This is a genomic window from Cylindrospermopsis sp. CR12 (assembly GCF_001432185.1).
Lineage (GTDB): Bacteria > Cyanobacteriota > Cyanobacteriia > Cyanobacteriales > Nostocaceae > Raphidiopsis > Raphidiopsis raciborskii.
Genome location: NZ_LMVE01000106.1, coordinates 27,072 through 49,999, shown reverse-complemented (window position 1 = coordinate 49,999; position 22,928 = coordinate 27,072). Strand labels below are relative to the sequence as shown.

22 protein-coding genes are annotated in these 22,928 nt (G+C 42.1%); 8 read left to right on the top strand and 14 right to left on the bottom strand.

The features are described 5' to 3' along the window. The first annotated feature begins 42 nt into the window (after positions 1–42). The gene (locus ASL19_RS11950; protein WP_369814509.1) at positions 43–1,395 is read left to right on the top strand and encodes a DUF2330 domain-containing protein; all 1,353 of its coding nucleotides are present in this window, start codon (positions 43–45) and stop codon (positions 1,393–1,395) included. 49 nt (positions 1,396–1,444) lie between these two features. Here the strand turns inward: ASL19_RS11950 and ASL19_RS11945 are convergent, their stop codons facing one another. Then, entirely contained in the window at positions 1,445–2,212 is a 768-nt protein-coding gene (locus ASL19_RS11945; RefSeq protein WP_057178520.1) for a hypothetical protein, read from the bottom strand. A 258-nt stretch (positions 2,213–2,470) separates the two neighbouring features. Between ASL19_RS11945 and cobU the strand changes: the two genes are divergently transcribed. From cobU to ASL19_RS11930, 3 genes are all read left to right on the top strand, one after another. Next, positions 2,471–3,019, top strand: coding sequence for a bifunctional adenosylcobinamide kinase/adenosylcobinamide-phosphate guanylyltransferase (gene cobU / locus ASL19_RS11940; protein ID WP_057178602.1), 549 nt, complete (start codon positions 2,471–2,473; stop codon positions 3,017–3,019). 56 nt (positions 3,020–3,075) lie between these two features. Continuing rightward, positions 3,076–3,489: a hypothetical protein gene (locus tag ASL19_RS11935; protein ID WP_040007993.1), complete on the top strand. Its 414-nt coding sequence runs from the start codon at positions 3,076–3,078 to the stop codon at positions 3,487–3,489. A gap of 66 nt (positions 3,490–3,555) precedes the next feature. Then, the gene (locus tag ASL19_RS11930) at positions 3,556–4,311 is read left to right on the top strand and encodes an SIMPL domain-containing protein (RefSeq protein WP_057178519.1); all 756 of its coding nucleotides are present in this window, start codon (positions 3,556–3,558) and stop codon (positions 4,309–4,311) included. 22 nt (positions 4,312–4,333) lie between these two features. Here ASL19_RS11930 and glmS read toward each other — a convergent pair whose 3' ends face one another. The 6 genes from glmS to murQ all read right to left on the bottom strand — a co-directional run bounded on the left by glmS (position 4,334) and on the right by murQ (position 10,690). Continuing rightward, positions 4,334–6,223: a glutamine--fructose-6-phosphate transaminase (isomerizing) gene (gene glmS, locus ASL19_RS11925; RefSeq protein ID WP_057178518.1), complete on the bottom strand. Its 1,890-nt coding sequence runs from the start codon at positions 6,221–6,223 to the stop codon at positions 4,334–4,336. 90 nt (positions 6,224–6,313) lie between these two features. Next, a complete protein-coding gene (locus ASL19_RS11920) occupies positions 6,314–7,147 on the bottom strand; it encodes a DNA-formamidopyrimidine glycosylase (protein WP_057178517.1) in 834 nt (277 codons plus the stop codon). Positions 7,148–7,358: 211 nt separating this feature from the next. Beyond that, positions 7,359–7,559: a photosystem I reaction center subunit IV gene (locus ASL19_RS11915; RefSeq protein WP_006275840.1), complete on the bottom strand. Its 201-nt coding sequence runs from the start codon at positions 7,557–7,559 to the stop codon at positions 7,359–7,361. Positions 7,560–7,665: 106 nt separating this feature from the next. Next, complete coding sequence (gene leuD / locus ASL19_RS11910; RefSeq protein WP_057178516.1) at positions 7,666–8,268, bottom strand: 3-isopropylmalate dehydratase small subunit; 603 nt, start codon at positions 8,266–8,268, stop codon at positions 7,666–7,668. Between the two features lie 25 nt (positions 8,269–8,293). Continuing rightward, positions 8,294–9,706 carry a 3-isopropylmalate dehydratase large subunit gene (gene leuC / locus ASL19_RS11905; RefSeq protein ID WP_057178515.1) on the bottom strand — a complete coding sequence of 471 codons (1,413 nt, stop codon included), beginning with the start codon at positions 9,704–9,706 and terminating at the stop codon, positions 8,294–8,296. A 75-nt stretch (positions 9,707–9,781) separates the two neighbouring features. Continuing rightward, positions 9,782–10,690 (bottom strand): N-acetylmuramic acid 6-phosphate etherase, encoded by a 909-nt coding sequence (gene murQ / locus ASL19_RS11900; protein WP_057178514.1) that lies wholly within the window; start codon positions 10,688–10,690, stop codon positions 9,782–9,784. A 232-nt stretch (positions 10,691–10,922) separates the two neighbouring features. Here murQ and ASL19_RS11895 point away from each other — a divergent pair, with 232 nt between their 5' ends. Then, entirely contained in the window at positions 10,923–12,446 is a 1,524-nt protein-coding gene (locus ASL19_RS11895) for an ammonium transporter (protein WP_200959861.1), read from the top strand. On the opposite strand, the gene ASL19_RS11890 is transcribed toward ASL19_RS11895, so the two are convergent. The 6 genes from ASL19_RS11890 to ASL19_RS11865 form a co-directional block, all read right to left on the bottom strand. Next, a complete protein-coding gene (locus tag ASL19_RS11890) occupies positions 12,443–13,186 on the bottom strand; it encodes a 16S rRNA (uracil(1498)-N(3))-methyltransferase (protein WP_057178513.1) in 744 nt (247 codons plus the stop codon). The two genes, ASL19_RS11895 and ASL19_RS11890, sit on opposite strands and share 4 nt — an antisense overlap. A gap of 30 nt (positions 13,187–13,216) precedes the next feature. Next, a complete protein-coding gene (locus tag ASL19_RS11885; protein ID WP_057178512.1) occupies positions 13,217–13,564 on the bottom strand; it encodes a hypothetical protein in 348 nt (115 codons plus the stop codon). A 99-nt stretch (positions 13,565–13,663) separates the two neighbouring features. Then, positions 13,664–14,017 (bottom strand): Rieske (2Fe-2S) protein, encoded by a 354-nt coding sequence (locus ASL19_RS11880; protein ID WP_057178511.1) that lies wholly within the window; start codon positions 14,015–14,017, stop codon positions 13,664–13,666. A gap of 32 nt (positions 14,018–14,049) precedes the next feature. After that, positions 14,050–15,693, bottom strand: a complete 1,644-nt coding sequence (locus tag ASL19_RS11875; RefSeq protein WP_057178510.1) for an acetolactate synthase large subunit — start codon at positions 15,691–15,693, stop codon at positions 14,050–14,052. A gap of 36 nt (positions 15,694–15,729) precedes the next feature. Continuing rightward, entirely contained in the window at positions 15,730–17,097 is a 1,368-nt protein-coding gene (locus tag ASL19_RS11870) for an NAD-dependent succinate-semialdehyde dehydrogenase (protein WP_057178600.1), read from the bottom strand. 205 nt (positions 17,098–17,302) lie between these two features. Next, on the bottom strand, positions 17,303–18,082 hold the full coding sequence (locus ASL19_RS11865) for a M23 family metallopeptidase (protein WP_255356460.1): 780 nt from the start codon (positions 18,080–18,082) through the stop codon (positions 17,303–17,305). On the opposite strand from ASL19_RS11865, the gene ASL19_RS18660 reads away from it, so the two are divergent. Further along, a complete protein-coding gene (locus ASL19_RS18660; protein WP_235528993.1) occupies positions 18,030–18,182 on the top strand; it encodes a hypothetical protein in 153 nt (50 codons plus the stop codon). The two genes, ASL19_RS11865 and ASL19_RS18660, sit on opposite strands and share 53 nt — an antisense overlap. A gap of 50 nt (positions 18,183–18,232) precedes the next feature. Here the strand turns inward: ASL19_RS18660 and ASL19_RS11860 are convergent, their stop codons facing one another. Further along, positions 18,233–19,795, bottom strand: coding sequence for an NAD(P)H-quinone oxidoreductase subunit N (locus tag ASL19_RS11860; protein WP_057178508.1), 1,563 nt, complete (start codon positions 19,793–19,795; stop codon positions 18,233–18,235). Positions 19,796–19,857: 62 nt separating this feature from the next. On the opposite strand from ASL19_RS11860, the gene ASL19_RS18655 reads away from it, so the two are divergent. Together ASL19_RS18655 and topA are read left to right on the top strand one after the other, a co-directional pair. Further along, positions 19,858–20,001 (top strand): hypothetical protein, encoded by a 144-nt coding sequence (locus ASL19_RS18655; RefSeq protein ID WP_235528992.1) that lies wholly within the window; start codon positions 19,858–19,860, stop codon positions 19,999–20,001. A 176-nt stretch (positions 20,002–20,177) separates the two neighbouring features. Then, entirely contained in the window at positions 20,178–22,829 is a 2,652-nt protein-coding gene (gene topA / locus ASL19_RS11855; RefSeq protein ID WP_057178507.1) for a type I DNA topoisomerase, read from the top strand. Positions 22,830–22,928: the final 99 nt, after the last annotated feature.

Below are 22,928 nucleotides of genomic sequence, written 5' to 3'. Positions count from 1 at the left end.
TTCAACTTTTTCGTCAGATACTGCTCAAGACTCATATTGTTTATGCCATTAATGGCGATTTTGGTCTTAATTTCCTTTGCTCCCACAGCTTGGGCCTTTTGTGGGTTTTATGTTGCCAAAGCTGATACCAGATTATACAATCAAGCTTCCCAAGTAATTATAGCTAGGGACGGCACAAAAACCGTGTTGACAATGGCCAATGATTTTCAGGGTGATATAAAAGATTTTGCCGTAGTTGTTCCCGTACCCACAATTATTCAAGAACGCCAAGTACGCGTACCTGACCCGAAAATCATTCAGCGGTTAGATGCTTTTACTGCTCCTCGATTAGTGGAGTACTTTGATCAAGATCCTTGTAGGAGGAGGTATTACGATTCATCAGGTGTAATACCAGAGACAAGGTCAACACGACCTCCCGCAATGGAGAAAATACTAGGGGATAACACATTGGGGGTAACTATTGAAGCCCAATTTAACGTAGGCGAATATGATATTGTGATTCTCAGTGCGAAAGAGTCAGATGGATTAGAAACTTGGTTAAATCGGAATGGTTACAAAATCCCTAGGGGTGCAAATCGGTTACTGCAACCCTACGTTCGTTCCGGGATGAAATTCTTTGTAGCCAAGGTAAATTTGGACAAGTTTGAGCAATCTGGTTATCAGTTTTTGCGCCCTTTACAAATTGCATACGAGTCCCCCAAGTTTATTTTGCCCATTCGATTGGGAATGATTAATGCTACTACCGAACAAGATTTAATTGTTTATATCATCTCCCCCAAGGGACAAGCAGAGGTTACTAACTACCGCACAGTAAAAATTCCTTCGGATACTAATATCCCCCTTTTCATTAAAGATGAATTTGGTAGTTTTTACAAAGCCATGTTCCAAAATTCTTACCTTCAAGAAGACAGGAAAGTCGCCTTTTTAGAATATGCGTGGGACATGGGTAATTGCGATCCTTGTTCCGCTGAACCTCTCAATTTAGAAGAACTAAAACAAGCGGGAGTGTTTTGGTTAGATGAAAGAGGTAATAATTACAATCGTATCGCACCCAACTTTGGTTTTGCTTCCTCAGAAACTAATGCTTATATTACCCGGTTACATGTTCGCTACACTAGGGATAAATTCTCAGAAGATTTGATATTTCAAACCACTTCTAACCAAGAGTCATTTCAAGGTCGTTATGTTTTAACTCATCCCTTTAATGGCAAATTGGAATGTTCTGCAGGGAAAACATATAAGGCCTCCCTACCCCGCAGGTTTGAACAAGAAGCGCAGAATTTAGCCAGATTAACCAATTGGAAAATCGATGACATCCGTCAAAAAATGAGGTTGTCTGTGGGTGATTTCCATACTTCCTGGTGGGAAAAAATATCTCTGTTCTTAGGATTTTAGTTTGATAAATAAGAATGACCGCCCTAAAAGGGCGGTGGAGATTCTATATCTATTTTAAACCACCCTGCAAATCAACCAATGTTTCAGATAACTTAGTCAAACGACTCTCTAAATAGAGTTTACGTCCCAGGAGATGGCGTAACTTTTGGTAGCGTGCTATAGCTATGCTAATACTAGGAACTTCTTCTACAGAACAAGGACGTGACCAAAGTTGACCATTAGCATCCACACCACAAAGACGATAGTCTGTGCGAGATGATTGGTTGACTGTCACTTCTGACTGAGAAATCTTCTGTACATAGTCCAAAATAGCTTCAATTTCCCCATGACGCAGGGTTGCAGTTCCTTCCATTGGTTGGGTATTGGATTCTAGCCAACCATTAATCACCTGACCTTCTAAGTAAATATCTTGAATTTGCTGGAGAATTATTTCTAACTCACCCTGCCAAGCTACCACGGTTTGTTGTATCTCTTGCAAAAGACCGATTGTAAACCCAGGATTGGCACTGTGTCTATGATTACTAAAACTAGGGGTTTTGAATTTAGGTAAGTCCGGAGTTTTGCTGTCAATATCTTGGGTAGGGAAGGTTGGGACTGAAGATGATATGTGCTCTTGAAGTTGGGAGTTGATTTTTTTATTGCTGTTTATATCAACAGTTTCTTGACCGGTGTTGTTTAACTGGGTAGTATCGCTACCCAAGCTAACCCTAAAGGAGAAAGGTCGTTTTTTAGCTGGGGATTTTGCTGATAGTGACTCAGGATTACGGATCCCTAAATCATGTAAAGTTGCCTCAATCCGTTTCAAGCCTGGTTTCATCTTTCTTCTCTCCTGGATACCGCCGATTTAGCTTCGGGAGGAAAGGAGGGACGATGTCTAAGCAACATAGCTATAGTCATCCTTCTTGTAAATAACTCGACACCTGTACCATAATACCACATTTCCAACCCTTCAACCATAAAAAAACTTATCTTGCTTGCCACCAAATATAATTTTTTCCTATTGTTTATCAATTTACAATAGACATGGGTTGGGTTTTCTTTGTAACAACATGCAATCAAATATATAATGGCAAATATGGGAAAAATTATCCTAGTTACTGGTCCAGCACGTTCAGGAAAAAGCGAATGGGCAGAAAATTTAGCCATCGAGTCAGGGAAAAAGGTAGTTTATATAGCCACTGCTAATGAGAATCCCCATGATCTGGAATGGCAACAACGCATTGAAAAACATCAGCAACGTCGTCCAAAAACTTGGGTAACTATGTGTGTTTCCAGGGAACTGACAGGGAGTTTGAAGAATCAAACAGCTGACACCTGTATTTTAATTGATTCTCTGGGTACCTGGGTGGCCAATTGTTTAGAGCAGGATGATCTCAGTTGGGAAAAAACTCTGGAGGAATTTTTGGCAGACCTACCTTTGGTAGATGGGGATTTGCTATTTGTAGCAGAAGAAACCGGTTGGGGTGTGGTCCCAGCTTACCCCACAGGGCGTAAATTTCGGGATCGGTTGGGTGGGTTGGTACGTCAGTTGGGGAGAATTTCTCACACGGTCTACCTGGTGACTGGAGGTTATGTTTTGAATTTGAGTATTTTGGGTGTTGCTCTACCACAGGTGAAATCTTAAGAAGGAATTCAACATTGACAAGTTCAATTACGGAATTAGTGATTAAAATAGGGATTATGGCAAACAAACAAGAAGTCAAAAAATACCTGGCCCACTGGTTTCAATTAGGTAAAAAGGTTATAGTTGGTCAAAACCATCACAGCTTCTTACCAAGTACCGTTTTAAAAGGCGATCGCTATAGTCAAGAGTTTGAAAACTGTTGGCAAGAAATTCTATCCTTAGAAACCCGCGATTGTTATTTAGAGGGAACCCAAGAAACCATAGCCCAATTGTTAACACCTAGCTGGGAAATCTTACCCTGTGGACGCTGTGCAATGCCAGTCCCCATTAAGACCATAGGACTGCCATCAAACTCCTGTCCCTGTTACTACATGCTCACCTGGCCTAATAGTGATTTACCAGCACCTAGATGTCCAGTTAACTCCCAAGAACATTTAACATCTATCCGCGATCGCCTGTTGTATAGCTGAATGATAAATTGTTTTTTAATGGTTTTTTTTCAATAGTCATCAATAGTTAAAGTAGAGTGAAAACCGGTGACACAGTCAGAAACTACCACTGCCAAAAGTTTTCCTCAGCTGCTAGCTGGGCTCGGCCTAATTTCTTTATCTTTGGTCATCAGCACTTGGATTGGTTCTAGAGCAATTCTAGATTTTAAAAAAGCTAACGATGTGTTAATTGTGACTGGTTCAGCCAAGCGCCCAATTCGCTCTGATTATATTGTTTTAAGATTAGCCCTAGTTAGTCAAAAACCAACCATAGAGGAAGCATTTAAAGATCTCAAAAATCAAACTGTAAGAGTCCAAGCATATCTCAAAGAAAACGGTGTTCCCGATGCAGCAATTACCAGCAGTCCTGTGGAAACGATGATAATTCCGGAAATTGCTGAAAATGGTAGAGAAACAGGTCGGATCCTAGCCCATAAGTTAACTCAAAACCTACAAATCCGCTCTCAGGATGTGGACAAATACAGTCAATTATCTCAAAAGTCTACAGAGTTAATTAACGAGGGAATTAATCTCACCGTACAACCACCAGAATACCTCTATACACAATTAAGTAAATTACGAGTAGAAATGGTAGCCGAAGCTACCAAAGATGCCCAGGCTAGGGCCAAAGCCATTGCTGACAGTGCTGGTGGTCAGGTAGGTTCCGTGAGGAGTGCGCAGACAGGAGTATTTCAAATTACTGCCCGTAACTCTACGGATGTGAGTGATTCGGGAATTTATGATACATCCTCCATTGACAAAGACATCACAGCTGTGGTGTCTATTACCTTCAGCATGAAATAGGAGAAGATGAGAATATAAGGAGTTACTCTACCGTCACAGATTTAGCCAAATTCCTAGGTTGGTCTACATCTAAACCCCTACGCGCTGCAATGTGATAGGCTAACAATTGCAGGGGAATGACCGTCAAGATAGGTGATAAAATCTCCTCCACATTAGCAACAGGTATTAAATCATTAAATATTTCTGCTGCTTCTCCATCATTGACAGAGGTTATCCCTATGAGTCGGGAATCCCTTGCTTTTGCTTCTTGCGCATTGGAAATCACCTTTTCATATACACTACCACCCATGGCGATCGCCACTACGGGAACTTTAGCATCCAACAGAGCAATTGGTCCATGTTTCATTTCTCCTGCGGGATATCCTTCAGCATGGATATAGCTAATCTCTTTTAACTTTAAAGCTCCTTCCAAAGCAATAGGAAAATTAATACCTCGTCCCAGGAAAATAAAATCCCGGGTTTCCGAAAAATCATGCACCAGTTGTTCAATATATTTTTCCTGGGTTTCTAAAATGGTTTCAATTTCTATAGGTAATTGACGTAAACCGGTAATAATATCCTGTATCCTTTGTAAACCAATAGTCTGACGACGATAAGCCAAATCCAAGGCCAAACCATAAAAAGCCATTAACTGGGCAATAAACGTCTTAGTCGCTGCTACACCAATTTCAATCCCTCCATGGGTATTAATCAAACTACCCACCATTTGTCCCAAGCTGCTTTCTGGACGGTTGGTAATCCCCAATAGTCGAGCTTCATATCCCCCTGATTTACCCAGTCTCCGTTCCCTTTCCATCGCCAAAGCTGCTAGGGTATCAGCAGTTTCTCCCGATTGGGTAACACCAATGGTTAGGGTATTAGCCATTAATGGTGATGGTGCATACCGAAATTCTGAAGCATATTGCACTTGAGTAGGAATTTCTGCCAACTGCTCTAATAGGTATTTGCCAACCAATGCTGCGTGCCAACTTGTTCCACAAGCGACTATTTGAATTTGTGCCAGATCCGTGTACAATTCTTCTGGTAGTCCTAAGTTTACCGGTGTGTGGGAGTGATTAGGAAAATAGGTCTCTAAGCAAGTTCTGACTACCCCTGGTTGCTCATATATTTCTTTGAGCATAAAATGCTTGAAACCCTGTTTCTCCACCATGATTGGATTCCAATCCAGGGTACGAGGGTGTTTCTTTAATCTATTTCCGGCAAAATTATAAACCTCAACCCCTAAAGGAGTTAACCGAGCAATTTCTCCATTCTCTAGAGTCAATACCGCACGGGTATAGGGAACTATTGCTGGGGTGTCGGAAGCACAGAAAAACTCCCCTTGTCCAAAACCTATAACTAAAGGCGCCTGTTGACGAATCACTATCAACTCATCGGGAAAATCCGCACAAATAGCAGCGATCGCAAAAGCTCCCTCTAATTTACCCACTGCTGCTAACACTGCATCTAAAAATGCTGAACTGGAGTTATGATTAGAGTTATTAGGAGATAAAACATGCTTTAAACATTCCGCAAACAGATGGGGAATTACCTCCGTATCCGTGTCCGAACGAAATTCATGACCTAAAGTCTTTAAATATTCTCGCAGTTCGCGGTAGTTTTCTATAATACCATTTTGCACCACGGCAATGCGTAGAGCAGTATCTTGATGGGGGTGGGCATTATATTCTTCAGGTTTACCATGGGTTGCCCAGCGGGTATGACCTATACCTAGTTGAGCTGGGTTTTCTATTTGTTCTAGCTTGGAGCGTAAATTTACTAGTTTACCCTTGGCTCGCACGCAATTAATACTACCTTCCCCAACTGTGGCAATTCCAGCTGAATCATAGCCTCTATACTCTAGTTTTTCCAGTCCAGATAGTAGGATTTCCGTTGCTGTTTGAGTGCCTATATAACCAACGATTCCACACATTTTTTATACTACTCCAGTTATATTAGTTATATTAATGCAATTGCGGTAATTATGAAAAACTTAATAACAAACCATAATACACTAATCTATCTAACTTTGACACTGAGGACAAAAGTGACTAGAACGCCCACTCAGTTTAGTCCTTTGGATCATGCTACCACAAACCTTGCAGGGATCTCCCGCTCGGTTGTATACCCAAGCTTCACCACCATAATTGCCATTTACACCTTTGACATTCAAAAAGTTACTAAAAGTGGTGCCACCAGCAGCTATACTAGCTGATAGAACCTCAATTATGGCCATTCTTAAACTCCTTATCTGGTTTTCATCTATGTTTGTGCAGATAGTAGTTGGTAAAATACCACTTTTAAATAAGGCTTCATCAGCATAAATATTTCCTAAACCTGCTACTATAGACTGATCCAATAGGGCGGTTTTAATGGGACGACGAACCTTTGCCAGTTTAGTAGCCAAATATTCAGGTGTGAACTCTACAGCAAAGGGGTCAATTGCCAGGTTGCCTAAACCTGTTATGATTTTCTCCCTCACTACCCCACTTGGAATATACCACATTTTACCAAAAGTACGTTGGTCTACAAACCGTAGTTCTTGCTCCTTACCAAAAAACAATCTTACCCTGGTGTGTTTATGTAATGGTTCCTCTCGATTTAACCATAACAATTGTCCAGTCATGCGCAAATGTACACCCAACCAAGCAGAAGAAGAAAGCTCGGCCAGTAGATATTTCCCGCAACGGATCCAGGATTCAATGGTGCTACCTTTAAGATCTCCAATAAACTGGTCAGCAGCAAAGGGATAAGCGACAGTCCTTGCAAGCAAAACTTCTCCACTAGTAATCGGTTGATGGAGAGTTAATTGATTTAAACCCCTGCGGACTGTTTCAACTTCCGGCAATTCAGGCATAAGTGGGTGGGTGCTTTTTGTAAGCTCAAATAATTCAGTTCCTTGAGATTAACAAATTTGACCTTCCCCCAAACAAGTAAGTTTAGCACTGCTTAATTACTTATTTAGAGGATTACCAAGAGAATAATCAATAAATTCCTGGAGGCGTGGTCAATACACCTGGAGCTGAATAAAGTTTGATGAGTAGTGCTTATACCTACAGCCAGTGGTCTTATTTACTGGGTGGTTGTACTTCCAATAACTCACTCAGAGCGAAATTATTGGTATTCACACCACTGTAATTGACATTAGGAAAACGCACAATCACAGGATATTTAATGCCACTTTTATCTACGGAAGCAACAGTACCTACTTCTTGAAACCAGTAGGACTCGGGACGAAGGACACGAACTTTAGAACCGCGTTGAACCATGATATGTTCCCTTTAAATGATCACTTGAAAGCAAATAGGGTTATTTCCTTTCAGTTTAGAACTTTTTGTTCTATGGTCAAGAATCTGAATGAAATCTTAATAGCACTCAGTTAGCAAATCCCCAGGCAATATAGGGTAACTGACTTGCCACCGCTGTTACCTGGACCGCATTAGCTACTAACTGTCCACAAGCATCCCAGGTTCCCGACACAAAGGCAGTTTTTGTTCCCTGACCCATGAATACGGGTAGGGTTAAATCGTGAATTTGTACTTGCAAATTTTCCACATCTATGGTAAGCAATGCCTGAGGATCAGCAGTAACTAGTTCTTGTAGTTGTCTAACTATGGCAGATTCAGCAGTGACGCAGGGTATACCCATAGCTACACAGTTACCAAAAAAGATTTCAGCAAAGCTTTCACCAATAATCCCCCTAATACCCCATTTAGCCAATGCTTGGGGGGCGTGTTCCCTGGATGAACCACAGCCAAAATTACGGTTGACTATTAATACTTTCGCCCCTTGATATTGGGGAAGATCAAAGGGATGTTGACCATTTAAGGCTTTTCGATCATCTATGAATGCTCCCTCCCCTAAACCGTCAAAGGTGATGGCTTTTAGGTAGCGGGCAGGTATAATCCTATCTGTGTCAATATCGTCTCCCACTAAAGGTAGGGCGCGATCGCTGATTTTGTTAATTTGATTTAGCATGTTTATGATCATTAATTAACTTTAATTACATTTCTGTTAAAAGTTCGCGCACATCAGCAACTTCACCCTTAATAGCAGCCGTTGCTACCATAGCAGGACTCATGAGCAGGGTGCGACCAGAAGCGGAACCCTGTCTACCCTTAAAGTTACGATTAGAGGAGGAGGCGCTAATTTGTCTTCCTTGTAATTTGTCAGGGTTCATAGCCAAACACATGGAACATCCTGGTTCGCGCCATTCAAAACCTGCTTGAATAAAGATTTGATCTAGACCCTCAGCTTCAGCTTGTTTTTTCACCCTTTCCGATCCAGGAACCACGAAGGCCTTCATACCCGGTGCAACTTGACGACCTTGGGCAATTTTAGCTGCTTCCCTCAAATCGCTGATGCGTCCATTAGTGCAACTACCAATAAAACAAACGTCTATTTTTGTTCCTTGAATGGGTTGACCAGGGTAAAGATCCATATAACGGTAGGCTTCCTCCGCTACAAACCTATCTTCTTCTGGTAGGTCTTGGGCGGCGGGTACTTTTTCATCTACCCCAATTCCCTGACCAGGTGTAATTCCCCAGGTGACTGTGGGTGGAATATCTTCCGCATTAAATACTACTACATCATCATATTCCGCATCCACATCACTCCGTAGAGATTGCCACCACTCCAGGGCTTCTTCCCAGGTTGCTCCTTGGGGAGCAAAGTCTCTATTTTTTAAATACTCATAAGTAATTTCATCGGGATTTACATATCCACACCTGGCACCGCCCTCAATAGCCATATTACAAACGGTCATTCTTTCTTCCATATTCATTTGGGCAAAAGTGGTTCCCGCATATTCGTAGGCGTAGCCCACACCACCTTTTACTCCCAGGGTGCGAATAATATGTAATATCACATCCTTGGCATAAACTCCTGGGAGAAGATTCCCATTCACCTCGATTTTTCGCACCTTGAGTTTTGATAACGCTAAAGTTTGAGAAGCCAAAACATCACGCACCTGACTTGTGCCAATTCCAAAAGCGATCGCTCCAAAGGCACCATGACTAGATGTATGACTATCTCCACAGGCAATAGTCATACCTGGTTGTGTCAATCCTAATTCTGGTGCAATCACATGGACTATACCCTGATTTCCCGAACCGATATTATAAAAAGTGATGTCATTTTCTTGACAATTTTTTTCCAAGGCCCGGATCATTTCTTCTGCCATATTGTCCACAAAAGGACGTACTTGGTTATCCGTAGGGACAATATGATCTACCGTAGCCACAGTTCGGTGTGGGAACAATACCTTGAGACCCCTTTCCTTGAGCATAGCAAAGGCTTGGGGACTGGTAACCTCATGGATAAGATGGAGTCCGATAAACAGTTGGGTGAGTCCTGATGGAAGTGTGCCCACGGTGTGAATTTCCCAAACTTTGTCAAATAGAGTTCCCTTGCTCATACACTCAATGCTATATTTACTACTTAAAAGGAGTCTAACCCACTATCATATCAGATATATCAGAAAACTGGAATTTTAAAAACTGTTCACAGCAGCACGTAAATTACCTTTATGTGCTGCTAGTAGCTGTTGAGCCTCCTCCCTATCCAAATCTTTCCAGTGCATCAGCAAAGCCAGTTTTACCCACTTACCACTTCTTTCTAGTAAAGTCTCAGCTGCTTCCCTATTTAGGTCAGTCAAATCTCCTAATATCCTTAAAGCGCGGTCATGTAGTTTTTGATTAGTAACAGCGACATCTACCATGCGATTACCATAGACCTTGCCCAATTTGACCATCACACCGGTAGAAAGTATATTCAAAGCCAACTTGGTAGCCGTACCAGCTTTTAAGCGGGTTGAACCAGCCAAAATTTCTGGTCCAGTTAATAGGCGAATATCCACATCTGCTTCAACCGGAACCTGTTGTACAGGAACACAGGCAATAAAAATTGTTAAAGCACCCCGTTGACGTGCGCCATGTAATGCACCATGAACATAGGGGGTAGTTCCTCCAGCAGTGATACCTACCACCACATCGAGGCAATTTACCTCATGTTGAATGATAGCATTTTCCCCATCCTCTGCCAAATCTTCCAAACCTTCGGAACTGCGTAACAAAGCACCCGCACCACCAGCAATAATCCCCTGTACTAAATCCGGAGATGTACAGAAAGTGGGTGGACACTCGGCCGCATCTAATACCCCTAATCTCCCACTTGTACCCGCACCAATATAAAACAAACGTCCCCCTTGATGTAGCCTTGGGGCTATTTGTTCAATAGCTGCTGCCAACTCCATCTTAGCACCAGCTATGGCAGATAAAGCTTTTTGATCTTCGTTGTTGAATAACTCTACCAGTTCCAGAGCATTAATTTGGTCTAGATTTAAACTATGAGGATTTATCTGTTCTGTTAAAAGATGTCCGCGTTCTTGTAAGTTAGTCATTTATTACCCAATCACGTACTATTATATATCTCCTATATATATCTCGGAATTGTTAATTTTCAAAACCTCCTAGAAACAGAAAAATTGGCGAATTGTGATTGAACATACAGAACTGAACTATAGATAACAGTTTGATAATTTACAGTGGATTAAAAAAATGCTAAGGATTCCCCTAGTTACGGCTTTGTCCTTCAAAAAACATTAGCTAAATTACTCACTTACACTGATGAGCATGACAAGAATAAGATCAAAACGCCTCCGGCGTAAGCGGGGCTCTGCCCTTCGACTGAGTTTTCCATGGCTATCAGCAGGAAACCTGGCTCCTATTGGGCGTGCTTGTATAACTGTCGCTATGCTAATTGTAATTAGCTGGGGCTATGCAGCTGTTGCAGCTGACCCACCTAAGCTAGAAGACATTGCTAAACAGTCCGCTGATCTCAAAGTTGGCATTGACACCATGTGGGTGATGTTTGCCGGGATGCTAGTATTTTTTATGAATGCTGGTTTTGGTATGTTAGAAACGGGGTTATGTCGTCAGAAAAACGCCGTTAATGTACTGGCAAAAAACCTAATTGTATTTGCCCTTTCTACAGTAGCTTTCTGGGCCATTGGATTTGGCCTGATGTTCAGTGATGGTAACCCCTTCATAGGTTTTGGTGGTTTATTTTTACAGGGAGCTGATAATAGCCCGGCCATGGGGGATGCATATAAAGGAATTTTCAGTTCCCTTAACTGGACTGGTGTTCCCTTAGGGGCCAAGTTCTTCTTCCAACTAGTGTTTGCAGGTACAGCGGCCACAATCGTATCCGGAGCAGTAGCAGAAAGAATCAAATTTCTCAGCTTTCTCATCTTTAGTTTACTCTTGGTTGGCTTGGCCTATCCCATTACAGGTCACTGGATCTGGGGCGGAGGATGGCTATACAAACTGGGTTTCTGGGACTTTGCTGGCTGTGCTGTGGTTCACTCCGTTGGAGGTTGGGCCGCTCTAGTGGGAGCCTTCTTGTTAGGGCCCAGAATTGGTCGCTACAATCCGGATGGGTCTGCTAATGCTATGCCCGGTCATAATATGAGTATTGCTACCCTTGGTTGTTTGATACTCTGGCTAGGTTGGTTTGGTTTCAACCCTGGCTCTACTATGAGTGTATCAGATGGAACCGCTATTGCCCACATCGCCTTAACTACCAATACAGCTGGCGCCTTTGGTGGTATAGCAGCAACTATTGCAGCTTGGGCATTTCTAGGTAAGCCTGACTTATCTATGATTATTAATGGCATTCTAGCTGGATTGGTGGGAGTTACTGCTTCTTGCGCCTATATTAGTGTTCCCTCATCAGCTATTGTGGGTGCTATTGCTGGTATTCTTGTGGTGAGAGCGGTGCCCTTTTTTGACAAGCTAAAAATTGATGACCCAGTGGGAGCAATTTCCGTACACCTGGGTTGTGGTGTGTGGGGTACCTTAGCAGTGGGATTATTTGCTGAGGGGAACGTTTACTATCAGGGTGGTCCCACAGGGCTATTCTTTGGTGGTGGTATTGGACAACTTTGGACTCAATTTGTAGGTGTGTTGGCAGTGGGTTTGTTTACAATTCTCATATCTGGCATTTTCTTCCTCGCCCTCAAGTATACTATGGGTATTCGAGTTAAAGAATCAGAGGAACTGGAAGGTCTGGATGTGGGTGAACACGGTATGGAAGCCTATCCCGGATTTGTGAAGGAAGCATCCTCTCCTGATTTGATTGGTTTTGGCAATCGCTAGTCAAGGACCTGGGGGTGGAGACTGACGCGTTCACAAGCAGCAGCAATCAAAGATAAAGCAACTATGGGGGCAGTTGCTGCACGCAAAATGCGATCGCCTAGGGATACTGGCTGAAACTTGGCTAGGATGGCAGTGGCAATTTCTGTTTCTGTCCATCCACCCTCTGGACCTATGGCAACTACAATTTCTTTAATACTTTTAAGCGGAAGATTAATTATATTGATTAAATGGGGATAGCTACCCCTGGCTTGGCATATATAACATTGAGAGTTAATATATTCACTTAGAGCAGCATTAAAAACCACGGGTTCCAATATGGTGGGAACAAAAGCGCGTTCTGACTGCTCCGCAGCTTCAGCAGCTATACGTCGCCACCGTTCTAGTCTTTGAGGACTGGGATTTAATAAAGTGCGATCGCTCAAAACAGGTAAAATAGAGGATACGCCCAGTTCTGTGGAGTAGCGAACCACGTCATCAAAAGCATTGCCTTTGGGTAAGGCCAGCATGAGGGTTATAGATAGGGGTAACTCTGTTTTTGGTGTCAGGGGTTGTAAAATCTGTGCCGTATCTGCTGTTAATCTGGTCAACCACCATTTACCCATGCCATCCATAGAAATAAATTCATCCCCATCTTGTAGTCTTAATACTCGTAACAAGTAATGTTTTTGTTGAGGGGTTAAGAGAACTTGGTTTTGTTGTAGTTGGGATGCTTGAATGGTGAGACGTTGCAGTTGGGCCATAGTTTACAATTAAACAACTGGGATCTAAAATCAGCAATTTACTACACTTTCAATTAGTTGCCATTTACGGTTATGTTCAACTTCTTGACGAACCTGGTCAAAGACTTGTCGGCAATGATTATCCAACTTTAATGGCAGTTCTTCACTCTTCACCACAAGATTTATCCATGTTTCATTTTCTGCTTTGGATTTATCAACTAACACTTCTATGGATACTAACTTAGAAAATGCCACCTTACCAGGGATCTCACTGGCCATAATATAATCATGGGAGTAAAATTGAACCGAGAATCCGCAATCCTGCAATAGTTGGATTATTAGCGAGTGTAAATATTCAGTTTTGACAGCTATGAGAAAGGAAGAGGTATAACGAGCCATATTAGGTTTAAGTTTTTTGTAAAATGTAGATTCACAAGGTTATTCATGGAGTTAAAAACAGAGGGGGAACCCGAGCTTGAAAGGATTCCCCATTACCCACTATTCTGGTATGTCAATCAAAACATGATCATTTTCCACACGCAAGGGAAACACGGGTAAACTTCTCTGTTGAGAGACCATTCCCATTAACTTCCCAACTGCGGGAGGCCAAGGACACCAGGTTTTGACCTCTCCAGTAGCTAGGTCAAAAGCACTACGGTGAAATGAACAAACAATTGTACCACTTTCAATTTTTGCGGATTTCATTGGCACTTTAAGGTGGGGGCAGCTATTTTCTACGGCATAATACTGGTTATCATGGTTTAACACCAGTATATTTCTTTTTCCTACCTTTACCACTTCTCGACCTCCTGGTAGCAGGTCACTTGTTGCCAGAATTTTTTGCCACGCCATTGTTTTCTCCCCTATTTGTGTTAAGATTCGGTTTAAAGGTCACAGTGTAAATCATTGGCTTTTTGGGTGAACCTACGATTTTCCCTATAGTCCACCCTACAATCTATCACGCTAGGAACATCTTGCACTAAGGCCTCTTTCAGGACGGGAATCAAATCAGTGGCTGAATCAACACGGTAACCCTTTAATCCCATGCTTTCTGCTAGTTTGACAAAGTCGGGATTGCCAAAATGCACAAAAGCTGCTTTACCCTTACCAAATTGATTTTCCTGTTTCCATTCGATTAGTCCATAGCCACCATCATTAAAAATTAGTGTGACAAACGGTGTGCCAACTCGCAATGCTGTTTCCAACTCTTGACAATTCATCATAAAACCGCCATCGCCGGTTACAGCCACAATTTTGCGGTTGGGATATACCAGCTTAGCCGCTAAAGCGCCGGGGATGGCAATTCCCATGGCCGCAAAACCATTGGATATAATACAAGTATTGGGACTATGACAATGGTAATGTCTAGCCATCCACATTTTGTGAGCCCCTACATCAGAAATAACAATGTCCTCTGGTCCCATGACCTGACGTAGATCATAAATTAATTTTTGTGGTTTAATAGGGAAACCATCATCCTGAGCATACTGTTCATAATCAGCTCGAATATTGCCCCTTAAACTAATAGCGTAAGGTTCCGGTTTACCATGTCTGTCAGCAATTTTTAAAATCTCATTTAGGGAATCAGAAATATCACCTATTACTTCTACCTGGGGAATATAACTACTATCAATTTCCGCTGCATCAGCTGCAATGTGAACAATGGGAATATTGCATTCCATATTCCATTTTTTGGGAGAGAATTCAATTAAATCATAACCAATGGCTATGACCAAATCGGCGTGATCAAAACCGCAGGCAATAAAGTCTCTTTGTTGGAGTCCTACAGACCATAGGGCTAAAGGATGGGTGTAGGGGATGACACCTTTACCCATAAAAGTATTAACCACGGGAATATTCATTTGGGTGGCAAATTGGGTCACAGCATCACTAGCTCGGGCGCGAATTGCCCCATTCCCTACTAAAATTATAGGGTTAATTGCCTGGGAAATCACCGCTGCTGCTACACGAATACTGGCAAAAGCTGCGTAGGTTTTCTCTAGATTATCCTTTTGTAAGGGTTTACCTTCCGCTGGCATGGCCGCAATATTTTCCGGTAAATCGATGTGAACTGCTCCGGGTTTTTCTGTTTGCGATCGCTTGAAGGCTTTTCTGACTATTTCTGGTGTGATACTGGGTCTAACTATCTGTTTATTCCACTTAGTAACTGGAGCAAACATAGCCACTAAATCTAAATATTGGTGAGACTCAATGTGCATTCTATCTGTTCCCACCTGTCCGGTAATTGCCACTAATGGTGCGCCATCCAGGTTAGCGTCCGCCACACCGGTCATGAGATTGGTAGCTCCAGGTCCTAGGGTAGAAAGACAAACCCCTGCTTTACCGGTTAATCTTCCATAAACGTCTGCCATGAATGCTGCGCCTTGTTCATGACGGGTGGTAATAAATTGAATAGAGGAGTTTTTGATAGCTTCTAAAACATGAAGATTTTCTTCACCAGGTAAGCCAAAAACATACTCTACACCTTCATTTTCTAAACACTTTACTAATAGTTCTGCTGTATTCATTGATTTTCCTTGAATTATATCACTACCAACCATTAACTACTTAACCCAAACAGTCTTAATATTCACAAATTCGTGCATACCTTGAATACTTAATTCTCGACCATATCCAGAACGTTTAATTCCTCCAAATGGCAATCGGGGGTCTGATTTAACCATGCCATTAATAAATACAGCTCCTGCTTCGATTTCTGTAATTAGCCGCTCCTGTTCTTGGAGATTATTTGTCCAAGCACTTGCACCTAATCCGAATGGTGTGTTATTAGCCAGTTTAATGGCTGCGTCTAGATCTGGAACTCGAAATAATAAGGCTACTGGACCAAAAAATTCTTCTTGAGCAATGGGATGATCTAGGGGAATATCTACAATAATAGTGGGTGGATAAAAGTTACCATGACCCTCTTTTATGGGATAACCACCTATAAGAATTTTACCTCCACTGGCTATGGCTATTTGCACTTGATTATCCAGGTCTGCCAAAATTTTGCTAGTTGCTAATGGTCCAATATCTGTGTCATCTGCTAAAGGATCTCCAATTTTCAAAGTTGCAAATTTTGCCAATAGCATTTCCTCAAACCTATCAGCTATAGCTTCAGCTACAATTAACCGTTTCGCCGCTATACATGACTGACCATTATTGATCAGTCTTGCTGTGACTGCGGTACTAACAGCTAATTCTAAATCCGCACTTTCTAAAACTATGAATGGATCGCTTCCTCCTAATTCTAAAACAGTTTTTTTAATATGTTTACCAGATGCAACTGCTAAGGATACACCCGCTGGTTCACTTCCCGTTAGGGTGGCAGCCTTAATGCGATTATCTGCCATTAAATCTGCTACTTGTGTGGCTGGAATTAATAAAGTTTGAAATGCTCCTTGAGGAAACCCAGCACGATTAATAATCTCTTCTATAGATAGGGCGCATTGGGGGACATTAGATGCGTGTTTAAGTAATCCCACATTCCCCGCCATCAGCGCAGGTGCGGCAAACCGAAAAACTTGCCAAAAGGGAAAATTCCAGGGCATTACGGCTAGAATAACCCCCAATGGTTGATATTTTACCAGACTGCGACTGGCATCGGTGCTAATACTCACGTCGGCCAAGAAGTTGGGTCCATGTTCGGCATAGTAGCGACAGACTAAAGCACATTTTTCCACCTCAGCGATCGCAGATTTTAGAGTTTTACCCATTTCTAAGGTGATTAATTTCCCCAGATCGGTTTTTTCTCTTTCCAGAATATTGGCAGTTTCCAATAACCAGTGCGATCGCTCTACAAAGTTTGTATGACGGTAATGTTGAAAAGTCTGACTTGCTAAATGCAGTTTAGCTTCAATTTCCTCATCTTTCAGAGGTAAAAAGACCTTGAGAGTTTCCCCAGTGGTAGGATTAATGGTAGCAATAGCCACTTCCTGACCTCCCATAAAAAATTGCCTTAGGTTTTTTCTTAGTCTGACTTGACTCTATCACATAATCTAATATGGCAATTGAAAACTAGGAAACATTAATTAAAAATTTAAGTCTAGGTTTAAAAGAGAAATGGTAGATCACAATTAGGAACTACCATACATAAAACCTGATGGTTTGTTTAATATTAGAAGAATTTGCTTTTTGTCACTTCAAGTAATCTACGGGGTTCTTGGCAGTCCATCCCAAATCCTCACTAGCACGAACTTCAAAGTGTAAATGTGGTTCCCTGGAACTGGGTTCTCCCGTAGCGCCTACAGTTCCCAACACTTGATTAATCTTAACTTGTTCACCCAACTTTACTTTAATAGATTCTAACTGGGCATAACGGGTTTGCATTCCACCTTGATGGTTAATAATAACTAAGTTACCATAGCTACCTTGCTCCTTAGCAAAGACCACTACACCACTAGCAGTAGCGCGGACAGGAGTGCCCACTTCCGCTAATAAATCAATCCCACTGTGGAAAAAAACTTGATTAGTAATAGGATGAATTTGCCAACCATAGGAAAAAGACACACCTGTAGAATTAGATATGGGCGATCCCATAGTGGTGACAGACCCAGCAGACCTGGATGCGGGTTTGACCTTGGATGAAGAGGGAACAAATACCACCGTAGGATTTTGTTGACAACCGTTCAGTTCAAATAGTGTATCTGGGCGAACCCTATACTTTTTAGCTATTTGTTGCCAACCCTGACCATTTGATACCTGCACCACCATGCCATCAAAAGGGGGAATTTGTAATTGAGTTCCTGGTGTGACCTGACCATTACTGATTAACGGATTCATCTGTAAGATAGTAGCTGGCATTAGCTTATATCTCTCCGCTATAGTAACCAAGTTTTCACCTGGACTAACTTGATGTTTTTTAATGCGAGATAAAGCAGAAGTTGAACAATTTTCTACAGCACTGACACTTGGCAGGTTTAGGTTTGAGGGTATTAATGCCAAACTAGTGGTCAAGCCAAAAAGAAAAATTGAAGGACAGCGAAAATTCATGTCAAGTCCAAAAATTGCTGACTAGACCATTGTAATGGAGAACTGGGTAATGGGACTATCCATTACCCATAAAGGTTATAGTTGTTGGGACTTTTTATCCACAACTAAACTGGTTTGACTGCTAGCCAATTTTCCAGCTTGTAAAATTGGTGTGTGAGCAACAGAAGTGTTGACTAAGGTAAATAAGGGATTAGACAAAATACCAGAGATAGTTGTAGCAATTAGGGTGACTATCAATCCCACTTGTAAAGGTCTAAATCCTGGTAGATCCCACCGCACGGTCGGATAATTCTTGACCACATCAGACATTTCTTGAGGTTCTTTCACCACCATCATTTTCACTACCCGAATGTAGTAATAAATGGAAATTACACTGGTGACTAATCCTAACAACACTAACCAATATAGACCCGCTTGCCAACCTGCCCAAAATAGGTAAATCTTCCCGAAAAACCCAGCCAGGGGAGGAATCCCACCCAGAGATAATAGGGAAACACTTAAACCCAGGGTAAGTAACGGGTCTTTTTGATATAAACCAGAGTACTCCGTAATCTGATCTGTACCTGTTCTCAAAGAGAAAAGAATAATACAGGTAAATCCGCACAGATTCATGAACAGATAAACCAGTAAGTAAAATAACATGCTGGAGTAACCCGCATCCGTACCGGCAATTAAGCCAATCATCACAAAACCAGCTTGAGCAATGGAGGAATAAGCCAACATTCGTTTCATGCTGGTTTGAGCGAGGGCCACAACGTTACCCAAGATCATACTCAGCACGGCCAAAGCAGTAAACACAAATCTCCACTCTTGTTCTACTAAGGGGAACACTACCGTTAATAAACGGATGGACAAAGCCAAACCTGCTGCTTTGGAACCAACGGATAAAAAAGCTATGACCGGGGTGGGGGCACCCTCATAAACATCTGGTGTCCATTGGTGGAAGGGTGCAGCAGATATTTTAAACCCAACTCCAGCAATGATGAACACTAGAGCAATTACTAAACCTAGGGACTGACCTCCATGAGCTGTAGCAATACCACTGGCGATCGCATTTAATTCAGTTTCGCCTCCTGATAATCCATACAGAAGGGACATGCCATATAAAAATACAGCCGTGGTAGAGGCACCAATAAGCAGATATTTGAGAGCAGCTTCATTAGAGCGTGGGTCACGCTTAGTATAACCTGTTAGCAAATAGGAAGAGATACTCAAAGTTTCCAAAGAGATGAAAATCATCACTAATTCACTAGCACCAGAGAGGAACATACCTCCCATAGTGGCAGTCAATAGAATAGCGATGAATTCTGACAAAGCCGTACCACTTTGCTCCACATAGCTAATTGACATGAGGATGGTGACAGCAGCAGACAGAGCAATGATTCCGCGAAATATAATACTGAGGTCATCAGCATTAAACCCACCGGTAAAACCGATAGGATGGGGGGAGTCCCATTGTAACCATAGGGAAAGAATGGCTCCCAGTAACCCAGCAACAGCTAGGTAAGCAATCCAGCGATAGGAAGCGCGCCCCAAAATCAAATCCACGATCAAAACCCCCAAGAGGGTGATGATCACAATCCCCTCTGGTAAAATCGTTCCCGCGTTTAACTGGGATGCAATATTAGCAAAATCCATGGTATGTATAGGTTTTGGTGATTAGAGATTAAGGACAACTACTCCAATTCTATATATAGTTCATGACCGAATTTGCATTAATCTCTATGTTTTTAACTCTGGTGACTAGAAATTATAGAATTATGGACAGCATGAACCGGGTAAAAGGCAAAATCAAACTGGAGTGGGAATTTCCCAACTTTATTGGCCAAGCATACTATCTATAAGTTAAAGATGAATAATAGATGTAGACGGCATCCCAGATTGCTCTTGCCGTTTATACTCATATTTATGGGGTTTATGGGATCTTTACCCGTTTCCTATAGTTTGTGGCAAAATAAAATCACTGCCAAAATTATCTCAACTTGACTGTTTAGCTTCAAAGCTATTCTTTGAAATTTCCATGTCAACCCTTGTTATTGTTGAATCTCCAACCAAAGCCCGTACTATTCGGAACTACCTGCCAAAAGACTACCAGGTAGAAGCTTCTATGGGTCATGTCCGTGACTTACCTCAGTCTGCTAGTGAAATCCCTGCTACTGTTAAGGGGGAAAAATGGGCTCGGTTTGGGGTAAATATAGAAGCAGATTTTGAACCAGTATATGTTGTTCTTAAAGATAAAAAGAAAGTCGTCAGTCAACTAAAGGAAGCTTTAAAAACTGCCAATGAGTTGATTTTAGCAACTGACGAAGACCGGGAAGGTGAAAGTATAAGCTGGCATTTATATCAGTTACTTAAACCTAAAGTGCCTACCAAACGCATGGTATTTCACGAAATTACCCAGGAAGCAATTAAAAAGGCTTTAGCCAACTGCAGAACTATTGATGATCAATTAGTCCGCGCTCAGGAAACTAGACGTATCTTAGACCGTCTGGTGGGATATACTCTCTCTCCTCTGCTATGGAAGAAAATTTCCTGGGGACTTTCTGCGGGTAGAGTTCAATCTGTAGCAGTGCGCCTACTAGTAAATAAAGAACGTCAACGTCGAGCTTTTCGTGAAGGTACTTATTGGGATTTAAAAGCTAGTCTGTTACAAGCAAAAAGCCCTTTCACCTCGGTGTTAATCACCTTAGAAGGAACAAAAGTAGCCACGGGTAGTGATTTTGATCCCGCTACAGGACAAATCGCTGCAGGACGTAATGTGGTCCTACTAAATGAGGAGCAGGCTTTAGCACTCCAGGAACGTTTGGAAGGCAAAACTTGGACCGTGACGGATATAGAAGAACGTCCCGTGATCCGAAAACCCGCTCCACCATTTACTACCTCCACTTTGCAGCAGGAGTCTAACCGAAAACTACGTTTATCCGCTAGGGATACAATGCGGATCGCCCAAAATCTCTATGAGCAAGGATATATCACCTACATGCGGACAGATTCTGTACATCTGTCAGAACAGGCGATCGCCGCAGCTAGAGCTTGTGTAACCCAGAAGTATGGTCAGGAATATCTCAGTCCTCAGCCTAGACAATATACCACCAAGTCTAAAGGTGCCCAAGAAGCTCATGAGGCAATTCGCCCTGCTGGTAGCACATTTCGCACTCCCCAGGAAACTGGTTTAAGTGGACGAGAATTTGCGGTTTACGATTTAATTTGGAAGCGTACTATTGCTTCCCAAATGGCTGACTCTCGCCAAACCCAGATTGCTGTTCACCTAAAAGTAGAAGAGGCTGGATTCCGCTCTTCTGGTAAACGTATAGATTTTCCTGGCTATCTTCGTGCTTATGTAGAAGGATCGGACGACCCGGAAGCTGCACTGGAAGATCAAGAAGTGATATTACCTCCTTTAAAAGTAGGTGATCATCCCCAATGTACAGAATTAGAAGCAGTGGGACATGAAACCCAACCTCCAGCTAGATATACAGAAGCAACTTTGGTGAAAACTCTAGAAAGTGAAGGGATTGGTCGTCCCAGCACCTACGCCAGTATTATTGGCACCATTGTTGATAAAGGTTATGCTCAACTGGTAAGTAATGCGCTAATTCCTACTTTTACTGCCTTTGCTGTTACCAGTTTATTAGAACAACATTTCCCGGAGATTGTGGATCCCAGTTTTACCTCGAAAATGGAGCAAACTCTGGATGAAATTGCCACTGGTGAAGCTGAATGGCTACCCTATCTGCGGAAATTCTATTTAGGGGAGAAAGGTTTACAGGCCCTAGTGCAAGAACAAGAAGATCAAATTGACCCTAGCAAAGCCAAAACCGTAGAATTAGAAAACCTTAACGCCAAGGTTCGCATTGGCAAGTTTGGTCCATTTATTGAGGTAGAAAATGAAGGAGGGATAGTAACAGCGTCTATTCCTAAAGACATTACACCAGCGGATTTAGACCCTGAGCAGGTGGATATGCTACTGCGACAAAAAACCGTGGGACCAGATCAGTTGGGAACACACCCAGATACAGGTGAACCCATTTACCTGAAAATTGGCACCTATGGACCCTATATCCAATTAGGAGATAAAACCGACGAAAATCCCAAACCAAAACAAGCTTCCCTTCCTAAAGGTGTTACCCAAGAAAACCTCACTTTGGATATGGCTGTGGGTTTATTGTCATTGCCTCGACACTTAGGAGAGCATCCAGAAACGGGAGCAAAAATTCAAGCTAGTTTAGGCAAGTTTGGACCTTATGTAGTTCATGATCAGGGGAAAGATGGTAAAGATTACCGCTCACTAAAGGTGGGTGATGATGTGTTGACAATTTCTCTAGAACGCGCATTGGAATTATTCGCAGAACCCAAAAAAGCCAGAAGTTCAAGAAATAGTAAATCCAAGACTGCTCTACGAGAATTAGGTTTACATCCGGAAGATGATGCACCTGTGAATATTTATAACGGTGAATACGGTTATTATATTAATCACGGTAAAACCAACGTCGGTCTACCGGAAGGTCAAACAGTAGAAAGTGTTACTCTCAGCCAAGCTCTAGAATTGTTAAAAGCTAAAACCTCTAGTAAGTCCAGGAGTAAAACTACTAGCACAACCAAGAAATCAACTACTGCCAAAACCAAGTCAACCACCACAAAATCCACCAGTAGGAGCCAAAAGAAAGGCTAGATCTTGACAACTAAGGTAAAAACATAGTATGTTAAGGAAAGTTTCCATTTCCCAACTGTTATCATAAATCACAAATGGGGATGGGGAAGTATCTCAGGA

Excerpts from the sequence above, each read along its gene's own strand:
- ASL19_RS11950 (WP_369814509.1), top strand. The coding sequence starts at position 43 with ATGCCATTAATGGCGATTTTGGTCTTAATTTCCTTTGCTCCCACAGCT.
- ASL19_RS11945 (WP_057178520.1), bottom strand. The coding sequence starts at position 2,212 with ATGAAACCAGGCTTGAAACGGATTGAGGCAACTTTACATGATTTAGGG.
- cobU (WP_057178602.1), top strand. The coding sequence starts at position 2,471 with ATGGGAAAAATTATCCTAGTTACTGGTCCAGCACGTTCAGGAAAAAGC.
- ASL19_RS11935 (WP_040007993.1), top strand. The coding sequence starts at position 3,076 with ATGGCAAACAAACAAGAAGTCAAAAAATACCTGGCCCACTGGTTTCAA.
- glmS (WP_057178518.1), bottom strand. The coding sequence starts at position 6,223 with ATGTGTGGAATCGTTGGTTATATAGGCACTCAAACAGCAACGGAAATC.
- ASL19_RS11920 (WP_057178517.1), bottom strand. The coding sequence starts at position 7,147 with ATGCCTGAATTGCCGGAAGTTGAAACAGTCCGCAGGGGTTTAAATCAA.
- ASL19_RS11915 (WP_006275840.1), bottom strand. The coding sequence starts at position 7,559 with ATGGTTCAACGCGGTTCTAAAGTTCGTGTCCTTCGTCCCGAGTCCTAC.
- leuD (WP_057178516.1), bottom strand. The coding sequence starts at position 8,268 with ATGCTAAATCAAATTAACAAAATCAGCGATCGCGCCCTACCTTTAGTG.
- leuC (WP_057178515.1), bottom strand. The coding sequence starts at position 9,706 with ATGAGCAAGGGAACTCTATTTGACAAAGTTTGGGAAATTCACACCGTG.
- murQ (WP_057178514.1), bottom strand. The coding sequence starts at position 10,690 with ATGACTAACTTACAAGAACGCGGACATCTTTTAACAGAACAGATAAAT.
- ASL19_RS11895 (WP_200959861.1), top strand. The coding sequence starts at position 10,923 with ATGACAAGAATAAGATCAAAACGCCTCCGGCGTAAGCGGGGCTCTGCC.
- ASL19_RS11890 (WP_057178513.1), bottom strand. The coding sequence starts at position 13,186 with ATGGCCCAACTGCAACGTCTCACCATTCAAGCATCCCAACTACAACAA.
- ASL19_RS11885 (WP_057178512.1), bottom strand. The coding sequence starts at position 13,564 with ATGGCTCGTTATACCTCTTCCTTTCTCATAGCTGTCAAAACTGAATAT.
- ASL19_RS11880 (WP_057178511.1), bottom strand. The coding sequence starts at position 14,017 with ATGGCGTGGCAAAAAATTCTGGCAACAAGTGACCTGCTACCAGGAGGT.
- ASL19_RS11875 (WP_057178510.1), bottom strand. The coding sequence starts at position 15,693 with ATGAATACAGCAGAACTATTAGTAAAGTGTTTAGAAAATGAAGGTGTA.
- ASL19_RS18660 (WP_235528993.1), top strand. The coding sequence starts at position 18,030 with ATGCGAGATAAAGCAGAAGTTGAACAATTTTCTACAGCACTGACACTT.
- ASL19_RS11860 (WP_057178508.1), bottom strand. The coding sequence starts at position 19,795 with ATGGATTTTGCTAATATTGCATCCCAGTTAAACGCGGGAACGATTTTA.
- ASL19_RS18655 (WP_235528992.1), top strand. The coding sequence starts at position 19,858 with ATGACCGAATTTGCATTAATCTCTATGTTTTTAACTCTGGTGACTAGA.
- topA (WP_057178507.1), top strand. The coding sequence starts at position 20,178 with ATGTCAACCCTTGTTATTGTTGAATCTCCAACCAAAGCCCGTACTATT.